This window comes from Phenylobacterium sp., from assembly GCF_046291545.1.
In the GTDB taxonomy this organism is placed as follows: domain Bacteria; phylum Pseudomonadota; class Alphaproteobacteria; order Caulobacterales; family Caulobacteraceae; genus Phenylobacterium.
In genome coordinates this window covers 401,977-420,063 of record NZ_JBKBSM010000001.1, presented here as the reverse complement: position 1 = coordinate 420,063, position 18,087 = coordinate 401,977, and the positions used below count along the sequence as shown (strand labels likewise).

The window sequence follows — 18,087 nt, the reverse complement described above, 5'->3', positions numbered from 1 at the left end:
CCAATATAGCCTGAGTGACTTCCTGAGTCAAGTATGTTATTGCCCGCTCCGGACATGAACAAAACAAGAACATAAGTCGAGACGGACGTCAAGGATTTTCGGGTGGGCGGGGCATGCGCCAGCTGGCGTGTGGATGGGCCGCGTTGGGCTCCAAGGCGACATTCAGAACGTCGGTTCGGCACCCGCAGGGAACTCGGGGCATTGATGCCCAGAACCGTTTCTCGGATAGGGCCTAGCCTAGACAATCGGGACGCTGAACGGTGGACTGCGGAGCAAATTCTCGCTCTGTAGTATGACCGTGCACCAGCGCCGCGCGCGAGTGATGCCATTGTAGAGTAAGCGTCGCTTGTGTTCTGCGTCACCTCCTACCCGAAACGGCCACAGTACCACTACGCCGTCGAACTCCCTGTTCTTGGCCTGCTGAACCGTCATAGCGGCGAACGTCGGCTCGTCGAAATGACCATGCTGGCGTCTTACAGCGACCTGCCTGCGGATCAACTGAACTATATCTGCTGGATCGAATTGCGCCGCGCCACCAGCTGCCGCTTGCCGCCGCACGCGACCTATGACCGCGCGAGCGACGCCTGCGTCCGGCAGACCACGGAGAGCCCCGACGGTATCAGCAAGACTTGCGGGCCCAACCAGAACTAAGCCCGCTAGGACGGCATCTGCGTCGTCGCTTTCCGATCGCTCCCAGACGATCCTGAAGGGGCCGTTTTGCCGTTGCCCGATGGGGCCTGCCCCGACCCGTTGCACCACGTCGTGCGCGAAGCCACCCGCCGTCGCTGGTGTGATCACTGCAACACTTCCGCCGCGACGCCAAGCGAGGGCGTTCGAGAGGGCGGCGGCGGCAAGAGGCGCACCTCGCGCGGCAAAGATCCGAAAGGCACCGTCAGCTGCCGGCGCTCGGCCCGCACGGAGGGCACCCGCGGCGGCAAGCAGCGCATTGACGTTTGTGCGGTGCACCCGGTCAAGCGTCACTGGCTGGCACGCGGCGCGCAACCAAGCCACTGCAGGGTTGGGCCTGAGCGTTTGATCCAGACATTGAAAGTCGTCAGCCGCGACGAACAGCCGGACCGCTGGCGTCAGCGCGGCAATCATCCGGAGCCGTTGTGGCTTCAGGTCTTGCGCCTCGTCGACGAGGATGATCGGGAAGCTCGCCGCGACCCAACGGGCGACTTCGTGCTGTTCAAGGAGCAGACCGGCAAGATCGCAGCAGGCATCCCATTCGTCCGCTCGCGGCGGCTGTATCCCAAGTTCGAGCGCGAGACCCCGCCACCGCGCCACTAGCCGCTGTGCGAAGCTGTCGATCGTCACGCAGTGCAGTCGGCCGCGTAGGGCCGCGACATCATTGAGCTTCTGATGCAGGCGTCGCCTTGCACCGTGCATGAAAGTGACGGCAAGAACGCGCTGTCCGTCGAGCAACGGCGCTTCTTCGAGGGCGGCTTCAACCTCGCTCATCAGCCGCACGGTCTTGCCGCAGCCAGCTGCCCCTTCGATGGCGAACAGCGTCATGGGCGAAAGGTCTTCACCCTTGGATCGGCATTGGCCTCGGACACGAAAAGTGGCGACGGCGAGCCAAGCAGGGCATCACAAAGCCCGTTGAGGAGATCCTGCGCCCGCCGCCTACAGAGATCGACGCCGCTAGCGGCGTCTGCCACGGCTTCATAGGCCACAAGATCGCCTTTCAGCCCGCCCGCGGCGCGAACCTCCGACTTCAGGTTCGCCACGAGCGTGGGAACATCTGGCGGAGGTGCGGGCAAGTTGGCCGCCAAGGCTCCGATGGCTCCGGCGGAATCCACCTGAAGAATCCAACCCACAACGTCCTCGATCGTCCACCCGGCAGGCCATTGGACCACGACCTGAGGTCCTGGCCTTTGGCGACAGAGCTCGTCGCGATAGCCTTGGCCCGCGGCGTCTCCATCTACGACGGCGCAAAGGCGCGGGTGCAGACACTCCAAGGCTGAAATCGACGCGACAATCGCTGCGTCGTGCGTAGGTATTAGGCCGATGCGGGCGCTGAACCGGCTCTCCTCGGCTCCCCAGCCTTGCCCGAGGTCGACCGCCTGCATCAGCAGCCGCAGCCACTCGAAATCTAAGCGGCCTTCAGGAACAAGAACAGCGTCGTGAATGAGCGCGCCGATCGTGTCGACGCGGTTGAGCTGGAACAGCTTGCGCACTCCGTTAGGCGTTGCAGCTGGGAGGCCACCGGGCAGTAGTGAGGTTGCAGTCAAGCGACCCCCATCGTTGCGCAACACAACGACCGACGCGGGATTGGCGGTCGCCGCGACCATCGGCGAGTGGGTCGACACGAAGGTCTGTGACGAGAGCGCCTGTATTCGGTGCACCAATCGGCGCTGTAGCGGCGGCGGGACGTGAAGCTCGGGTTCTTCGAGCGCCATCCAGAACCCTTCACCCGCGGCCGCGCGTTGACGACCGAACTGCAGCAGCAAGAGCAAGTGCTGGAGCGATAGTAGACCACTCCCATGCCGCCGAGCTGGGACGCCGAGGCCCACACCGGTTGCGTAGTGAGGCATGACAGCATCAAGTAGGCCCTCGCTGTCGGTGGTGGTGACGCGGAGCTGCAAAGTAGGGCCAGCGTGGAAGAAGCCCGCCAATTCTGCGTTTAAATCCGCGATGATCGGCTGCAGGTGAGTGTCACTCTCCAGCGGCTGATTTGGCCGCCGCAGGCGGTCACGCTCGCCGAGCACTGACTCCGAAGGGTGGCCGCCCGCAGAAGCAATGACCCGCCGGAACAACTCCGACCCGAAGGAAACAACGCGGTCCCAGGTCCGGCTCGCTGGAACCAAGAAGTAGCCAATATCGCGAATGAGCCGCGAGGGCACGAGGGTGGCGGACTCATCGACGAAAAGGTCACCGACGGCGTCATCATCGTGGAAATAGCGAAGCGTCTCGACCTCTAATTCGTTCCTGTCGAAGCGCGCCAGAAATCCAATCTGACAGGCAAGCTGCGCGTCATCAGCAGGGCGCACCGCCGTCACGTCACCCGTGGCAGGGTTCCACCACTTTGGGATTGCACGATCATCTCTGAACCAATCCGGATGATTGGTGAAATTGTTGTCCTCGAACCCGGCAATAGTGGCAATCAGGCGAATGCGGTCGATAGGCTGCGGATCGCTGCCGTAGAAGTCATGCTCAGTAAGTGTTCGCACCATTCTGTCCCGGCCGAACAACAAAGCTAGCGCTTCAATGATTGTCGTCTTTCCGCTGTTGTTTGGGCCAACAAGGACAGTGTGTTTCCCAAATCGTACGTGCCCTTCGCGAACGCCTCGGAAGTTTTCAATACGGAGATCGACGACGTGCATGGTGACTCCCCCATACAGGTTAGCACGTGCGATCGAGAATGACGCACGGTATGCGCGAGTCGATGGGCGTCGGCTCTCGGTGGGCCGTTAGGACCAGCGAGGGTAGGGTACACTCAACGTCCGTTTCCCGCTCCGGTCGCAACTTTCACTCTTGGCACCCCTCAGTCATCACGACCCTCCGCCCCAGGGGATGACGCCGCCCCCCGGCCGGCGGTAGGCTGGCCGTCCAGGGAGGGCCGGGATGGACTCGATCGGAACCGCGCTCTCGGCGCTCGACTATGCGGCGGTGTTCGTGTTCGGCGCGACGGGGGCGCTGGCCGCGGCGCGGCGGCGGCACGACATCGTCACCTTCGGCTTCTTCGCGGCCGTCACCGGCGTGGGCGGCGGCACGCTGCGCGACCTGCTGGTCGGGGCGCCGGTGTTCTGGGTGGCGCGGCCGACCTACGTCGCCGCCTGCCTGGCCGCGGCGGTGGCCGTGTGGCTGCTAGGCCCGCGCCGGTTCCGCGCGCGGCTGCTGACCTGGCTCGATGCGCTGGGCATGAGCGCCTACACGGTGGTGGGCTCGGCCAAGGCGCTGGCGCTCGGCGCGCCGCCGTTCTCGGCGGTGATCATGGGGGTGCTGACGGCCACCTTCGGCGGGGTGCTGCGCGACGTGCTGGCCGAGGAGCCCTCGATCCTGCTCAAGCGCGAGATCTATGTCACCGCCGCGCTCGGCGGGGCGAGCGCCTATGTGCTCCTGACGCTCTCGGGCCTGCCGGCGGTGAGCGCGGCGCTGGCGGGCTTCGCCGTGGCCGCCGTGGTGCGCGGCGGGGCGATCGCGTTCGGCTGGTCGCTGCCGGGGTTTCGGGGGGTTGACGAGGTCTAGCCGCCCGAGGCGGCGGCGACCCGCGCGGTCCCTGCGCAAAGCGCGGCCGAGGGACGTTTCAGTCCCCTCGCGCGGCTCCGCCGGGAGCTCCCCCAGGGCCGGGGGGAGCATCTTTCGGGGCGGTCAGCGGGCCTTTTCGGCGGCGATCCAGGCGTCGATGCGGGGCTCCAGCAGCTCCAGCGGCAGGGGGCCGGCCAGGAGCACCGCGTCGTGGAAGCGGCGGATGTCGAAGCGCTCGCCGAGGGCGGCCTCGGCCCTGGCGCGGAGCTCGACGATCTTCAGCTCGCCGACCTTGTAGGCCAGGGCCTGGCCGGGCCAGGAGACGTAGCGGGCCAGCTCCACGTCGATGTTCAGCGGCGAGAGGGCGGAGTTCTCGGTAAAGCAGGCGCGCGCCTGGCCCAGGCTCCAGCCCATCCAGTGGATCCCGGTGTCGGCCACCAGGCGGCAGGCCCGCCACATCTCGTAGGAGAGCCGGCCGAACCGCTCATAGGCGTCGCGGTAGATGCCCATCTCCCCGCCGAGCTTCTCCGAATAGAGCCCCCAGCCCTCGGTGAAGGCGGTGACGCCGGCGTTGCGGCGGAAGGCGGGGACGCCTTCCAGCTCCTGGCTGAGGGCGATCTGCAGGTGATGGCCGGGGACCGCCTCGTGCAGGGTGAGCGCCGGCAGCTCGTAGAGCGGGCGCTGGTCCAGGTGGGAGGTGTTGACCATGTAGCCGCCGGCCACGCCCTGGGCCGGGCTGCCGGAGAAGTAGCGGCCGGTGGTGTAGGTCTCCTCGATGTCGGCGGGGACCGGGCGCACGCCGTAGGTCAGGCGCGGCAGGGTGGCGAACCAGGCGGGAAGCTGGTCGTCGATCCGCTTGGCGATCTCCGAGGCCTTTTCCAGGAGGTCCTGGCGGGAGGCGGCGTAGAAGCGCGGGTCGCTGCGCAGCATGGCCACGAAGGCCGGAAAGTCGCCGGAAAAGCCGGTCTTTGCGATCACCGCGTCCATCTCGGCGCGGATGCGCCGCACCTCGGCCTCGCCGACCGCGTGGATCTGGTCCGGCGTGAGGTTCGTGGTGGTGTGGTCGTGGACCAGCCAGCGGTAGTAGGCCTCGCCGCCCGGGACCGAGCGCACGCCCAGGCCCGCCCGGGCCGCGGGCAGGTAGTCCTGCTCGAGGAAGGCGACGAACTCGCGCTGCGCCGGGCGGACCTTGTCGCGCACCACGGCCTGGGCCTCGGCGCGCAGGGCCTGCTGTTCGGCGGCGGGCATGGCGGCGGGCAGGCGCGCGAGGGGGGCGAGCAGGGGATCGGTCTCCACGGGGGCGTCGGCCTGGCGCCGGGCCTGGGCGATCACCGCCTCTATGGTCGGGCGCGGCTGGGTGAAGCCGCTGGAGATCCCGCGGCGGGCGTTGGCGATGTTGGCCTGGTAGTAGCCGGGCAGGGCGTTCAGCCGGTCGATCCAGGCCCTGGCGTCGGCGGCCGAGCGCACCGGGGTGACCGCCGCCAGATAGCCCATCAGCGACTGGAAGCCGCCGTCGCTGTTGAACGGCATGCGGCCCTCGTCGAAGGCCAGGCTCTCCAGCCGCTCGCCGATCACCCAGGCCAGGAAGTCGCGGTTCAGGGCCGCGTCCGGCGAGAGCCCCTCGGCCGGGATGCGCTGCAGCCGCGCCTGGAAGCGCTGCAGTTCGGCCATGCGCCGGGCGTCGGCCGCGGGGGTGACGTCGGGCAGGCGCGACAGCGCCGCGCGGTCGCCCTCCTGGCCGGCGGTGATCGGATCGTCCGCCAGGGCGAAGGCCTCGTAGTCGGCGATCAGCTCGTCCAGGGGCGCGGCGCAGACCGGCCCGGCCGCCAGCAGCACCGCGGCCGCGATCAATCCCTTCAGCATGGCTTTCCCCTCTGCGGACGGCCGGGCATGGTGGCCCATCTGGTTACGGGGGAAACTTTCATGAGCTTCGTCACGCGCCGCAAGTCGATCGACGGCCTCGCCGACCACGCGCCCCATCATCGGCTGAAGCCGACGCTGTCGTGGCCGCACCTGACGGCCCTGGGCGTCGGCGCGATCATCGGCACGGGAATCTACACCCTGACGGGCGTGGGGGCGGGCCTGGCCGGGCCCGCGGTGATCCTCTCGTTCGCCATCGCCGGCGCGGTCTGCGCCTGCGCGGCCCTGGCCTACGCCGAGATGGCCACCCTGATGCCGGTGGCCGGCAGCGCCTACACCTACAGCTACGCGGCCCTGGGCGAACTGGTCGCCTGGATCGTCGGCTGGAGCCTGATCCTGGAATACACGGTGGTCTGCAGCGTGGTCTCGGTGGGCTGGGCGGCCTATGCGGTGGGCGTGCTGGAGCAGGCCGGCGTGCATCTGCCGGCGGCGCTCGCGGCCGGGCCGCACGCCGGCGGGATCGTCAACCTGCCCGCGGTGCTGGTGGCCCTGGCGGTGACCGGGCTGCTGCTCGCAGGCACCCGGGAAAGCGCCACGGTCAACTTCGTGCTGGTGATCGTGAAGATCGCCGCCCTGGCCGCCTTCGTGGTCCTGACGCTGCCGGCCTTCGAGGCGGGCAACTTCCAGCCGTTCGCCCCGTTCGGCTTCGCCGGCCACGAGGACGCCGACGGGGTCAAGCGCGGGGTCATGGCGGCCGCGGCGCTGATCTTCTTCGCCTTCTACGGTTTCGACGCCATCTCCACGGCGGCCGAGGAAGCCAGGAACCCGGCGCGGGACCTGACGATCGGGATCATCGGCTCGATGGTCGTGTGCACGACCATCTACATGGTGGTGGCCGCCGCGGCCCTGGGCGCCTCGCCGTTCCAGGTGTTCTCCCAGAGCGCCGAGCCGCTGGCCTTCATCCTGCGCGACCTGAACCACCCCCTGGCCGCCGCCCTGGTGGCCGGCGCGGCGATCGTGGCCCTGCCGACGGTGATCATGGTCTTCATGTTCGGCCAGAGCCGGATCTTCTTCGCCATGGCCCGCGACGGCGTCCTGCCCGCCGGCCTGGCGAAGGTCGGCGCGCGGGGGGTGCCGGTTCCGGTGACGCTGCTGACCGGCGCCATCGCCGCGGTGATCGCCGGTCTGCTGCCCCTGAAGGAGATCGCCGAGCTGGCCAACGCCGGGACGCTGCTGGCCTTCGTGGCGACGGCGGTCTGCATGATGGTGCTGCGCCGCACCGATCCGGACCGGCCGCGGGCGTTCCGCTGCCCGCAGCCCTGGATCGTCGGGCCGCTGGCGGTGGCCGGCTGCATCTACCTGTTCGTCAGCCTGCCGCAGGCGACGATGGTGAGGTTCTTCATCTGGAACCTGATCGGAGTGGCCGTCTACATGGCCTACGGCCGGCGCACGAGCCGCCTGGCGCGAGCCTGAGGCCTACTCCGCCGGCTCGTCGGCGGCCAGGGGGCTTTCGGCGAGCTGGCGCAGGTAGAGCCCGTACTCGCTCTTGGCCTGAGCCTTGCCGAGCTCGGCCAGGCGGGCGCGGTCGATGAAGCCCATGCGGAACGCGGCCTCCTCGATGCAGCCGATGCGCAGGCCCTGGCGCTGCTCCAGCGTGCGGATCAGCTCGCCCGCCTGGATCAGGCTGTCGTGGGTGCCGGTGTCCAGCCAGGCGAAGCCGCGGCCGAGGAGCTCGACATGCAGGTCGTCCTCGTCGAGGTAGCGCTGGTTGAGCGCGGTGATCTCCAGCTCTCCGCGGGCGGAGGGAGTGAGGGTCTTGGCGAACTCGCTGGCGCGCCCGTCGTAGAAGTAGAGGCCGGTGACCGCGTAGTTGGACTTCGGCTGACTGGGCTTCTCCTCGATGCCGAGGACACGGTTCTCCGGCCCGAGCTCAAGCACGCCGTAACGCTCCGGATCGTGCACCGGATAGCCGAACACCGTGGCGCCGGACTGGCGCTTGTCGGCGCTGCGCAGGATCTGGGCGAAGTTCTGGCCCCAGAAGATGTTGTCGCCCAGCACCATGACGCTGGGCTCGCCGTTCACGAATTCCTCGCCGAGGATGTAGGCCTGCGCCAGGCCGTCGGGGCTGGGCTGGACGATGTATTCGAAGCGGACGCCAAGCTGCGAGCCGTCGCCCAAGAGGCGCTGGAAGTTGGCCTGGTCCTCGGGCGTGGTGATGATCAGGATCTCGCGGACGCCCGCGAGCAGCAGCACCGAGATCGGATAGTAGATCATCGGCTTGTCGTAGATGGGCAGGAGCTGCTTGGAGACCGCGATGGTCAGGGGGTGCAGCCGGGTGCCGGACCCGCCGGCCAGAACGATGCCGCGCCTCATGCGACCTTCCTGTTGTTGGCGTCCACGATCTTGGCCACGACCTCGGCGAGGGGCTCTCGCCAGGGACGCGGCTCGACGCCGAACACCGCGCCCAGGCGCGAGCAGTCGAGCTCGGCGTTGAGGGCGCGCCGCGCGGGCGTGGGGAACGCGCTGGTGGGGACCGGCTCCATGGCGGGAGGCGGTCTGTCGGGCCAGGCGGCGGCGAAGATCGCCTCGGCCATTTCGAAACGGGTGGCGACGCCGGCGTTGGCGAAGTGCAGGAGGCCCCACTCGGCCGCCCCGGCCGGCAGGCCGGCCAGACGCGGCGCCTGCGACAGGACGAACGCCGCGACGTCGCCGCTGGCGGTCGGCCGGGCGCGCTGGTCGGCGACGACCTTGAGCACCGGCTGCGTCTGGCCCAGGCGAAGCATCGCCTGCAGGAAGTTCTGTCCGTAGGCGGAGAAAAGCCAGGAAACCCGCAGGACGATCGCCCGGTCGCAGTTGTCCAGCACGGCGTCTTCGCCGGCGAGCTTGGAGGCGCCGTAGACGTGCAGCGGCCCGACCGGATCGTCCTCGGCGTAGGCGCCGTCCTTGGCGCCGGAGAACACCATGTCGGTCGAGACCTGCACCAGGGGCGCGCCGCGGGCCTGGCAGGCGCAGGCCATGGCGCGGGGGGCGCGGGCGTTGACCGCGTAGGCCAGGTCCGGTTCGCTCTCGGCCTTGTCGACGGCGGTGTAGGCGGCGGCGTTGATCACCAGGTCCAGCTCGCCCGCCTCGCCGACCGCGCGGGAGACCGCGTCCGCATCGGCCAGATCGACGTCCGCGCGCGACAGGGCGCGGATCTCCACGCCGTCGGTCCGCCGGTCGAGCAGCTCGCGTGCAAGCTGCCCGGTGGCGCCGAACTGCAGGATCTTCAGGCTCATGCCTTGACCAGGCCCATCCGCTCGCTGTGGAAGCCGCGGGCGCGGATGCCGTCCCACCAGGCGCGGTTCTCGACATACCAACGCACGGTGTCCTCGAGTCCGTCGTCCAGGGCGATGCGCGGCGACCAGCCGAGTTCGCGCTTCAGCTTGGAGGCGTCGATCGCATAGCGGAAGTCATGGCCCGGCCGGTCGGCGACGAAGGCGATGCGTTCGGCGTGGGCCGTGTTGGCCGGGGCGTACTTGTCGAGGTGGGCGCAGAGCGTCTTCACCAGCTCGATGTTGCGCACGGTGTTGTCGCCGCCGATGCAGTAGGTCTCGCCCAGCCGTCCCTTGCGCAGCACCAGGAGCAGGGCCTCGGCGTGGTCGTCCACGTGCAGCCAGTCGCGCACCTGCAGGCCCTGGCCGTAGACCGGGATCGTCTTGCCCTCCATGGCCCGGGAGATGACCGTGGGGATCAGCTTCTCGGGAAACTGGAAGGGGCCGTAGTTGTTCGAGCAGTTGGTCAGCACCGCCGGCAGGCCGAAGGTGCGGTTCCAGGCGCGGACCAAATGGTCGGAGCCGGCCTTGCTGGCCGAGTAGGGCGAATTGGGATCGTAGGGCGTGGTTTCGGAGAAGTCGCCGGACTCGCCGAGGGCGCCGAAGACCTCGTCGGTGGAGACGTGGTGGAAGCGGAACCCGGCCTTGCGATCGGCCGGCAGGGCGTTCCAGTGCGCCCGGGCGGCGTCCAGCAGCACCGCCGTGCCCATGACGTTCGTGCGCACGAAGCTCAGCGGGTCCTCGATGGCGCGGTCGTTGTGGGACTCCGCGGCCAGATGCATCACCGCATCGGGGCTGTGCTTGGCGAACACGGCGCGCACGGCGGCTTCGTCGCAGATATCGACCTGTTCAAAAGCGTAGAGCGGCGAGCCGGCGACCTCGGCGACGTTGTCCAGATTGGCCGAGTACTTGAGCGCGTCCAGGTTCACCACCTGGAACCCCTCGGCCACCGCCCGGCGAACCACCGCCGAGCCAATGAAGCCCGCGCCGCCCGTGATCAGAATCTTCATGAGGTCTTTCGTATGCGATGGATGCGCGCTTGCCACGTCATTTTGACGTTGGGAGGCTTCGTCTAGCAGCCTCGGGGCGCACGCTCAAACCGTGTCGCCGTGGCGGTTTTGAGGCGCCCGAGCTTGAGGGCGGCCGCCTCGGCGCCTAGTCTTGATCCGACCGGGGCCGGAGCGCCCGCCGCCGCCGTCCAGGACCCCGCGTGAACTCGACATCCGACCACCCGCCCAAGGCGTCCGGCGCGCCCGCCAAAGGGCGCACCGTTCAGGACCTGACCACCGGGCCGATCGGACGCACCCTGATCCTGTTCGCCCTGCCGGTGATGGGCTCCAACATCCTGCAGTCGCTGAACGGCTCGGCCAACGCCATCTGGGTGAGCCACGCCCTGGGCGAGGAGGCCCTGGCCGCCACCTCCAACGCCAACAACGTCATGTTCCTGATGCTGGGCGCGGTGTTCGGCGTGAGCATGAGCGCCAACCTGATGATCGCCCAGGCGGTGGGGGCGAACGACCGGAACCTGGCCAAGAAGGTGGTGGGAACCTCCACCAGCTTCTTCCTGATGCTGTCCCTGGGGGTCGGGGCGGCCGGGTGGCTGCTGACGCCCGGCATACTGACCGCGATGGGCGCGCCGGGCGATGCGCGCCAGCAGGCGATCGACTACCTGCGCGTCATCTTCCTGGCCATGCCGTTCATGTACTTCTTCAGCTTCGTCATGATGGCGCAGCGGGGCACGGGGGACTCGCGGACGCCGTTCTGGTTCTCGCTGTTCGCCGTGGCGCTGGACGTGGCGCTGAACCCGGTGCTGATCATGGGGATCGGGCCCGCGCCGCGCCTTGGCGTCGCCGGTTCGGCGACGGCGACCCTGATCTCCCAGAGCCTGACGCTCGGGCTGATGCTGGTCCACCTCTACCGGCAGGGCAGCGTGCTGGTGCTGCGTCCGGCCGACTGGCCGCTCCTGAAGCCGGACCTGTCCGTCGTGCGCGCCCTGGTCTTCAAGGGGCTGCCGATGGCCATGCAGATGCTGGTGGTCTCGGGCGCGGCGGTGGTGATGATCAGCTTCGTCAACCGCTACGGCAGCCACACGGCGGCCGCCTACGGCGCGGCGATCCAGCTCTGGACCTATGTGCAGATGCCCGCCATGGCGCTGGGGGCGGCCGTCTCCTCCATGGCCGCCCAGAACGTCGGGGCCGGGCGCATGGACCGGGTGGACAAGGTCGCCCACAGCGGCGTCGCCTACGCCCTGGTCTTCACCGCCGCCCCGGTGCTGGCGATCTATGCGGTGGAGCCCTGGATCCTGCGGCTGTTCCTGCCGGCGACCAGCCCCTCGCTGCCGATCGCCATGCACATCAACGCCTTCGCCCTGTGGGGCTTCATCCCCCTTGGCGCGGCCTTCGTGCTGTTCGGCGTGGTGCGGGCCACCGGGGCGGTGGTGGCGCCGCTGGTGATCCTGTTCATCTCCATGTGGCTCGTGCGCATCCCCTTCACCGGCTACTTCCAGCAGACGATGGGCGCCGAGGCGGTGTGGTGGAGCTTCCCGATGGGCAGCGCCGTCTCCTGCGCCCTGGCGCTCGCCTACTACCGCTGGGGCGGCTGGCGGAAGGCCCGGCTGATGGAGACGGCTCCGCACGGCCAGGCCGCCGACACCGGCATGGCCCCGCCGGACATGGACGACGAGGCGGCGCTGGCGAGGCGGGAACCCTAGAGCCCGACCCGATCAGGCTGAATCGACCTGATCGGGATCATCTGGCTCCATCTCTTCGAGTTGGAGCGCAATCGTTTCGCCGAACCGGTGTCCACCTCGGCGGATTGCGCTCTAGCCGTTGGTCTCCATCAGGGCCGAATAGACCAGGGTCCGCAGTTCGCGGCGGATCGCGTAGGTGCTGGAGGGCATGAGCTGGGTCATGAACACCACTGCGACCTCCTCCACGGGGTCGACCCAGAAGGCGGTGGAGGCCATGCCGCCCCAGTAGTACTCGCCGCGGCTGGAGGGCAGCAGGGTGCGGGCCGGCTCGAACACCGTGGCGAAGCCCAGGCCGAAGCCGACGCCGGCGTTGGTGGATTCGGAGAACAGCGAACGGGACATCTGCGTCAGGTCCGTCCCGCCGGGCAGATGGTTGGCGGTCATGAGAGCCAGGGTCCTGGGGGCGATCAGCCGGGCGCCGTCCAGCTCGCCGCGGTTCAGGAGCATGCGGCAGAAGCGGGCGTAGTCAGCCGCGGTGGAGACCAGGCCGCCGCCGCCGGAGACCATCGTCGGGGGGGCGAGATAGGGGCTCTTCTCGGGATCGTCCTGCAGCTTCATGCCGCCGCCGGGGAGAGCCTGGTAGCAGGCGGCCAGGCGCTTCTCCTCGCCGGGACGGACGTGAAATCCGGTGTCGGCCATGCCGAGGGGCTCGAAGATCCGCGTCTTCAGGAAGTCCTCGAAGGCCATGCCCGAGACCTTGCCCACCAGATAGCCGACGACGTCGGTGGAGACCGAGTAGTTCCAAGCCGTTCCCGGCGAGAACTCCAGGGGAAGCTCGGCGAGCTGGGCGATGAAGCCGGCCAGGTCGCGCCCGCCGTAGACCTCCGCGACCTTGAGCTTGCGATAGGCGGAATCGACGTTGGTGCGGTTCTGGAAACCGTAGGTGAGGCCCGAGGTGTGGCGCAGGAGGTCGACCACCTGCATCGGCCGCTCAGGGACGGTGGTGAGGAACTGGCCCGGCAGGCCGGCCTGGAAGACGCCGAGGTCCTTCCAGTCGGGGATGTGCCTGTGCACCGGATCGTCGAGGGCGATGGCGCCCTCCTCCACCAGCATCATCAGGGCGATGCTCGTGATCGGCTTGGTCATCGAGTAGATGCGGAAGATGGCGTCGGCCTCGAGCTTGCGCCCGCGCTCCACGTCGGCCATGCCGAGCACCGCCTCGTGCGCCAGCTCGCCGCCCCGCAGGACCTGGATCTGGGCGCAGGGGATCTTGCCCGGGCCGATGTAGCGGTCGGCGATGAAGCGGTCGATCTTCTGCAGTCGGTCTTGGGAGAAGCCCAGGGAGGCGGCGGCCATGAAATCCTCGCGTCTTGGAATGCGACCGCGACTGTAGCGGCTGGGCCTCAGGAATCGAGCCCCGGCCGGCCGAGGTCCGCGGGCGTGTCGACGTCGAACAGGACGCCGGCGTCTTGGGTCTCCACCAGGGCCAGGCGCTCGCCCAGGCCGCGCAGGACGGCGCGGGCTCCTTCGTCGCCGGCCAGGGTGCGCAGCGCAGGGAACAGCCCGGCCCCGATCAGCGCGGGATGGCCGCGCCGACCCTGAAAGGCCGCCGCCGCCGCCGGGGCGCCGTCGCGCACGGCCTGCGCCAGCGGGCTCAGCACGGCGCTCGGGATGTGCGGCATGTCGCCCAGGAAGACGAAGACGCCGCCGGCGTCCTGCGGCAGCTCCAGGGCCGCGCGGCGCAGGGACGCGCCCATGCCGAGGGCGTGGTCGGGGGCGTGCAGGACGCGCAGCCGCCGTGACTGGCCCGCGGCCTCGGCATGGGCGCGGGCGGCCGCGGCGACGGCTTCGGCGTCGGCGCCGGTGACGACCGTGACGCTTCGGGCGGGGGCGGCGAGGGCGGCCCGCAGCGCCCCGTCCAAGAGGACGCCCCCCTCGAACGGCGCCAGGAGCTTTCCCCCGCCGAAGCGGCTGCCGGCTCCCGCCGCCAGGACCACGGCCTCGAATGGCGCCTGCGCCCCTGTCGTCACCGCCGCATCCTCTCTATGTTAGGGGCCACATGACGCCCTATGACGCCCCATCGCCGCAAGCGGCCACGGCCCGCGGGCCGGCGCTGATCGACGGATTCGGCCGCACGGTGACCTATCTGCGGGTCTCGGTCACCGACCGCTGCGACCTGCGCTGCGTCTACTGCATGGCCGAGCACATGACCTTCCTGCCGAAGGCTGAGGTGCTGACGCTGGAGGAGCTGGACCGGATTTCCTCCGCATTCGTCAGCCTGGGGGTGCGCAAGCTGCGGCTGACCGGCGGCGAGCCTCTGGTGCGCAAGGGCGTGATGGGCCTGTTCGAGAGCCTGTCGCGGCACCTGCGCTCGGGGGCGCTGGACGAGCTGACCTTGACGACCAACGGCACGCGCCTGGCGGAGTTCGCCGGTCCCCTGGCGGATCTGGGCGTCAGGCGCATCAACGTCTCGCTGGATACGCTCAGGCCCGACCTGTTCCGGCGGCTGACCCGCGGCGGCGAGCTTTCCAAGGTGCTGGCGGGGATCGATGCGGCCCAGGCCGCGGGCCTGGCCGTGAAGATCAACGCCGTCGCGCTCAAGGACGACAACGGCGCGGAGATTCCCGAGCTGATCGCCTGGGGTCACGGCCGCGGCCTCGACGTGACCCTGATCGAGACCATGCCGCTCGGTGAGGTCGAAACCGACCGGACGGACCAGTTCCTGTCGCTGAAGCAGGTGCGCCAGGACCTGGAGAGCTTCTGGACGCTGCAGGACCTGCCGCTCAACACCGGCGGGCCGGCGCGTTACGTGCGGGTGGCCGAGACGGGCGGCCGGCTCGGCTTCATCACCCCGCTCAGCCACAATTTCTGCGAGGCGTGCAACCGGGTGCGGCTGACCTGCACGGGCACGCTGCACACCTGCCTTGGGCGTGAGGACGCCAGCGACCTGCGCGCGGTGCTGCGCGCGGGCGCCGACGACGCCGGCCTGGTGGAGGCGATCCGCCGGGCCGTGGACGCCAAGCCGCAGGGGCACGACTTCCGCATCGAACGGTCCGCCGAGCCGGCGGTGGCCCGGCATATGTCGACCACGGGAGGCTGAGGATGGCCCGGGTGCTGCTATTCGGCCCCCTGCGCGATCTCGCCGGCTGGCGCGAGCGCGACCTGGAGGCCACGCCCGCCAGCGTCTTCGCCCTGCGCGACCTGCTGGCCGCCGAGGACGCCCGCCTGGGCGAGGCGCTGCGCGGGCCCGGCGTGCAGGTGGCGCTGGACCAGGCGATCGTGCGCGGCGACGCCCCGCTGCATCCCAAGGCGGAGGTCGCGTTCCTGCCTCCGATGAGCGGCGGATGATCCAGCTCGTCGATCAGGCCTTCGATCCGGGCGCGCTCCTGAGCGCCTTCTGCCACGACCGGGCGGAGACCGGGGCCGTGGCCACCTTCACGGGGCTCGCCCGGGCCGAGGCCGGCCAGACGCGCATCCTGGAGCTGGAGGCCTACCCCGGCTTCACCGAGGCGCGCATCGGCGAGATCGCCACGGCCGCGCGCGAGCGGTTCCAGCTCGACGACCTGATGATCCTGCACCGAGTGGGCCGGATCGCGCCGGGCGAGCCGATCGTGTTCGTGGCCACCGCCGCGCGGCACCGGAGGGCCGCCTTCGAGGCCTGCGACTACCTGATGGACTACTTGAAGAGCCGGGCGCCCTTCTGGAAGAAGGAGCGTGGCCCGGACGGGGAGCGCTGGATCGAGCCGCGCGACCAGGACCACGCCGACATCGCCCGTTGGGAGACCCAAGAATGAATGCGCCCTTCACCCCCGGCGGCAAGATCGACGAGACCAAGCCGTTCACGCCGGTCCGGATCGCCGTGCTGACCATTTCGGACACCCGCGACGAGGAGAGCGACACCTCCGGCGACCTCCTGGCCGGGCGGGTGAGGGACGCCGGCCATGAGCTGGCCGACCGCGCCATCGTGCCGGACGACGTCGTGCGCATCCGCGAGCAGGTCAAGGCGTGGGTCGCCTCCGGCTCGGTGGACGTGATCGTCACCACCGGCGGGACCGGCATCACCGGCCGCGACGTGACGCCCGAAGCCGTACGGCCCCTGCTCGACAAGGAGATCGACGGCTTCTCGGTGGTCTTCCACATGGTCAGCTACCAGTCCGTGGGCCTGTCGACGCTGCAGTCGCGGGCCCTGGCGGGGCTGATCAAGGGCGTATTCATCTTCTGCCTGCCCGGCTCGAACGGGGCGGTGAAGGACGGCTGGGACAAGGTCATCTCCGCCCAGCTCGACAGCCGCCATGGGCCCTGCAACATGGTCGAGCTGATGCCGCGCCTCCTGGAGGCCTGAGCGGTCGCATGAGCCGGCTCACCCACATCGACGAGAGCGGCCGGGCGCGCATGGTCGACGTCTCGGACAAGGCGGTCACCACCCGCGAAGCGCTGGCCGAAGGCCGCGTGCGCATGGCGGCCGAGACCCTGGACCTGGCCCTCTCGGGCGACGCCAAGAAGGGCGACGTGCGCGCCGTGGCCGAGATCGCCGGCGTGATGGCGGCCAAGCGCACGGCGGAGCTGATCCCCCTGTGCCATCCCCTGGCGCTGTCGAAGGTGGAGGTGCGCGTGGAGCCTGCGGAGGACGGGCTGTCAGTGACCGCCAGGGTCCGCACCACCGGCCAGACCGGCGTGGAGATGGAAGCCCTGACCGCCGTGTCGGTCGCGTGCCTGACCATCTACGACATGCTCAAGGCCGCCGATAAGGCCATGACCATTGATGCGGTGCGCCTGATGGAGAAATCGGGCGGCGCCTCGGGCGACTGGACGCGGGCATGAAGCTTCTGCCCGTCGAGGAAGCCCGCGCGCGGATGCTGGCCGAGATCGCGCCTCTGGCCGCCGAGACGGCGCCCCTGACCGAGGCGATCGGCCGGGTTCTGGCGGAGGACGTGACCGCCGTGCGCGACCAGCCGCCGTTTGCGGCGTCGGCGATGGACGGCTGGGCGGTGCGGGCGGTGGACACGCCCGGCGCGCTGCGCATCGTCGGCGAGAGCGCGGCGGGGCGCGGCTATGACGGGCGGCTCGGGCCGCACGAGGCGGTGCGCATCTTCACCGGCGCGGCCCTGCCCGAGGACGCCGATGCGGTGGTGATCCAGGAGGACGCCGAGCGCGATGGCGACGCGGTTCGTACGCCGCAGGCCCACAGCGGGGACAACGTGCGTCCGGCCGGGGGCGACTTCCAGGCCGAGGCCCTGCTGCTGCGGTCCGGCGAGCGGATCGATCCCTGGCGGCTGTCGCTGGCGGCCGCGGCCGGCCGAGCGAGCGTGCGGGTCCGGGCCAGGCCGAAGGTGGCGGTGATCTCCACCGGTGAGGAGATCGTGGAGGCGCCGGCTGTCCCGGGACCGTTCCAGATCTACGATTCGGGCGCTCCGGCGCTGTGCGCCCTGGTGGCCGCCTGGGGCGGGACGCCGTTCAAGGCGCGGCCGGTCAAGGACGAGCTGGAGGCGGTGATCGCCGCCCTCCGGGAGGCCGAGGCCGACCTCGTGGTGACGGTGGGCGGCGCCTCGGTGGGCGACCACGACCTGGTGCGCGCCGCCGCCGAGGCCCTGGGCTTTCAGCCGCGGGTGCAGAGCGTGGCGGTGCGGCCGGGCAAGCCGACCTTCTTCGGCGTGCTCGGCGACGGGCGGCGGCTGCTGGGCCTGCCGGGCAATCCGGCCTCGGCCCTGGTCTGCGCCGAACTCTTCCTGCGGCCGGTGCTGAACGCCTTCCAGGGCGCGGCGGCGGGGCCGCGGACGATCGGCGCGCGGCTGGCCAGCGCCCTCGGCGCCAACGGCCCCCGCGAGCACTGGATGCGGGCGCGGCTGGAGCATCGCCAGGGCGAGGTCTGGGCGCTGCCCTACCGCGATCAGGATTCGTCGCTGGTGACCGTGTTCGCCGGGGCGGACGCCCTCCTGCGGCGGGCACCCGGCGCGCCGGCGGCGGCGGAAGGCGCGGCCTGCGAGGTGCTGCCGCTGGCGCGCGCATAGCGCAGGGCCATGATCTCGCCGATCACCG

General features: G+C 69.9%; 17 protein-coding genes. 9 read left to right on the top strand and 8 right to left on the bottom strand.

Going from position 1 to position 18,087, the window contains the following annotated elements:
- Positions 1-237 precede the first annotated feature (237 nt).
- Together ACK4YQ_RS02045 and ACK4YQ_RS02040 are read right to left on the bottom strand one after the other, a co-directional pair.
- On the bottom strand, positions 238-1,515 hold the full coding sequence (locus ACK4YQ_RS02045) for an ATP-binding domain-containing protein (RefSeq protein WP_409607767.1): 1,278 nt from the start codon (positions 1,513-1,515) through the stop codon (positions 238-240).
- Complete coding sequence (locus ACK4YQ_RS02040) at positions 1,512-3,326, bottom strand: ATP-dependent nuclease (protein ID WP_409607765.1); 1,815 nt, start codon at positions 3,324-3,326, stop codon at positions 1,512-1,514. Before ACK4YQ_RS02040 ends, ACK4YQ_RS02045 begins: the two co-directional genes overlap by 4 nt.
- 241 nt (positions 3,327-3,567) lie before the next feature.
- Here ACK4YQ_RS02040 and ACK4YQ_RS02035 point away from each other — a divergent pair, with 241 nt between their 5' ends.
- Entirely contained in the window at positions 3,568-4,191 is a 624-nt protein-coding gene (locus tag ACK4YQ_RS02035) for a trimeric intracellular cation channel family protein (RefSeq protein ID WP_409607763.1), read from the top strand.
- A gap of 123 nt (positions 4,192-4,314) precedes the next feature.
- Here the strand turns inward: ACK4YQ_RS02035 and ACK4YQ_RS02030 are convergent, their stop codons facing one another.
- A complete protein-coding gene (locus ACK4YQ_RS02030; protein WP_409607761.1) occupies positions 4,315-6,054 on the bottom strand; it encodes a DUF885 domain-containing protein in 1,740 nt (579 codons plus the stop codon).
- A gap of 60 nt (positions 6,055-6,114) precedes the next feature.
- Between ACK4YQ_RS02030 and ACK4YQ_RS02025 the strand changes: the two genes are divergently transcribed.
- The gene (locus tag ACK4YQ_RS02025) at positions 6,115-7,524 is read left to right on the top strand and encodes an amino acid permease (RefSeq protein WP_409607759.1); all 1,410 of its coding nucleotides are present in this window, start codon (positions 6,115-6,117) and stop codon (positions 7,522-7,524) included.
- A gap of 3 nt (positions 7,525-7,527) precedes the next feature.
- Here ACK4YQ_RS02025 and rfbA read toward each other — a convergent pair whose 3' ends face one another.
- Genes rfbA through rfbB form a run of 3 tightly spaced genes read right to left on the bottom strand, consistent with a single transcriptional unit; the run spans position 7,528 to position 10,372 of the window.
- On the bottom strand, positions 7,528-8,424 hold the full coding sequence (gene rfbA, locus ACK4YQ_RS02020) for a glucose-1-phosphate thymidylyltransferase RfbA (RefSeq protein ID WP_409607757.1): 897 nt from the start codon (positions 8,422-8,424) through the stop codon (positions 7,528-7,530).
- Positions 8,421-9,326: a dTDP-4-dehydrorhamnose reductase gene (rfbD, locus tag ACK4YQ_RS02015; protein ID WP_409607755.1), complete on the bottom strand. Its 906-nt coding sequence runs from the start codon at positions 9,324-9,326 to the stop codon at positions 8,421-8,423. Before rfbD ends, rfbA begins: the two co-directional genes overlap by 4 nt.
- Positions 9,323-10,372 (bottom strand): dTDP-glucose 4,6-dehydratase, encoded by a 1,050-nt coding sequence (rfbB, locus tag ACK4YQ_RS02010; protein ID WP_409607753.1) that lies wholly within the window; start codon positions 10,370-10,372, stop codon positions 9,323-9,325. The genes rfbD and rfbB overlap by 4 nt, the downstream gene beginning before the upstream one ends.
- Before the next feature lie 200 nt (positions 10,373-10,572).
- Here rfbB and ACK4YQ_RS02005 point away from each other — a divergent pair, with 200 nt between their 5' ends.
- The gene (locus ACK4YQ_RS02005; protein WP_409607751.1) at positions 10,573-12,072 is read left to right on the top strand and encodes an MATE family efflux transporter; all 1,500 of its coding nucleotides are present in this window, start codon (positions 10,573-10,575) and stop codon (positions 12,070-12,072) included.
- Positions 12,073-12,183: 111 nt separating this feature from the next.
- Here ACK4YQ_RS02005 and ACK4YQ_RS02000 read toward each other — a convergent pair whose 3' ends face one another.
- Both ACK4YQ_RS02000 and ACK4YQ_RS01995 read right to left on the bottom strand, forming a co-directional pair.
- Positions 12,184-13,407: a serine hydrolase domain-containing protein gene (locus tag ACK4YQ_RS02000; protein ID WP_409607749.1), complete on the bottom strand. Its 1,224-nt coding sequence runs from the start codon at positions 13,405-13,407 to the stop codon at positions 12,184-12,186.
- Positions 13,408-13,454: 47 nt separating this feature from the next.
- On the bottom strand, positions 13,455-14,081 hold the full coding sequence (locus tag ACK4YQ_RS01995; protein WP_409607747.1) for an NTP transferase domain-containing protein: 627 nt from the start codon (positions 14,079-14,081) through the stop codon (positions 13,455-13,457).
- A 29-nt stretch (positions 14,082-14,110) separates the two neighbouring features.
- Here ACK4YQ_RS01995 and moaA point away from each other — a divergent pair, with 29 nt between their 5' ends.
- The 6 genes from moaA to glp are packed head-to-tail and all read left to right on the top strand — an operon-like array spanning position 14,111 to position 18,059.
- Positions 14,111-15,151 (top strand): GTP 3',8-cyclase MoaA, encoded by a 1,041-nt coding sequence (gene moaA, locus ACK4YQ_RS01990; RefSeq protein WP_409607745.1) that lies wholly within the window; start codon positions 14,111-14,113, stop codon positions 15,149-15,151.
- A 2-nt stretch (positions 15,152-15,153) separates the two neighbouring features.
- Entirely contained in the window at positions 15,154-15,399 is a 246-nt protein-coding gene (locus ACK4YQ_RS01985) for a MoaD/ThiS family protein (protein WP_409607743.1), read from the top strand.
- Positions 15,396-15,845: a molybdenum cofactor biosynthesis protein MoaE gene (locus tag ACK4YQ_RS01980; protein WP_409607741.1), complete on the top strand. Its 450-nt coding sequence runs from the start codon at positions 15,396-15,398 to the stop codon at positions 15,843-15,845. Before ACK4YQ_RS01985 ends, ACK4YQ_RS01980 begins: the two co-directional genes overlap by 4 nt.
- Positions 15,842-16,393 (top strand): molybdenum cofactor biosynthesis protein B, encoded by a 552-nt coding sequence (gene moaB / locus ACK4YQ_RS01975; RefSeq protein ID WP_409607739.1) that lies wholly within the window; start codon positions 15,842-15,844, stop codon positions 16,391-16,393. The genes ACK4YQ_RS01980 and moaB overlap by 4 nt, the downstream gene beginning before the upstream one ends.
- 8 nt (positions 16,394-16,401) lie before the next feature.
- Positions 16,402-16,872 carry a cyclic pyranopterin monophosphate synthase MoaC gene (moaC, locus tag ACK4YQ_RS01970; RefSeq protein ID WP_409607737.1) on the top strand — a complete coding sequence of 157 codons (471 nt, stop codon included), beginning with the start codon at positions 16,402-16,404 and terminating at the stop codon, positions 16,870-16,872.
- On the top strand, positions 16,869-18,059 hold the full coding sequence (glp, locus tag ACK4YQ_RS01965) for a gephyrin-like molybdotransferase Glp (protein ID WP_409607735.1): 1,191 nt from the start codon (positions 16,869-16,871) through the stop codon (positions 18,057-18,059). Before moaC ends, glp begins: the two co-directional genes overlap by 4 nt.
- Positions 18,060-18,087 lie beyond the last annotated feature (28 nt).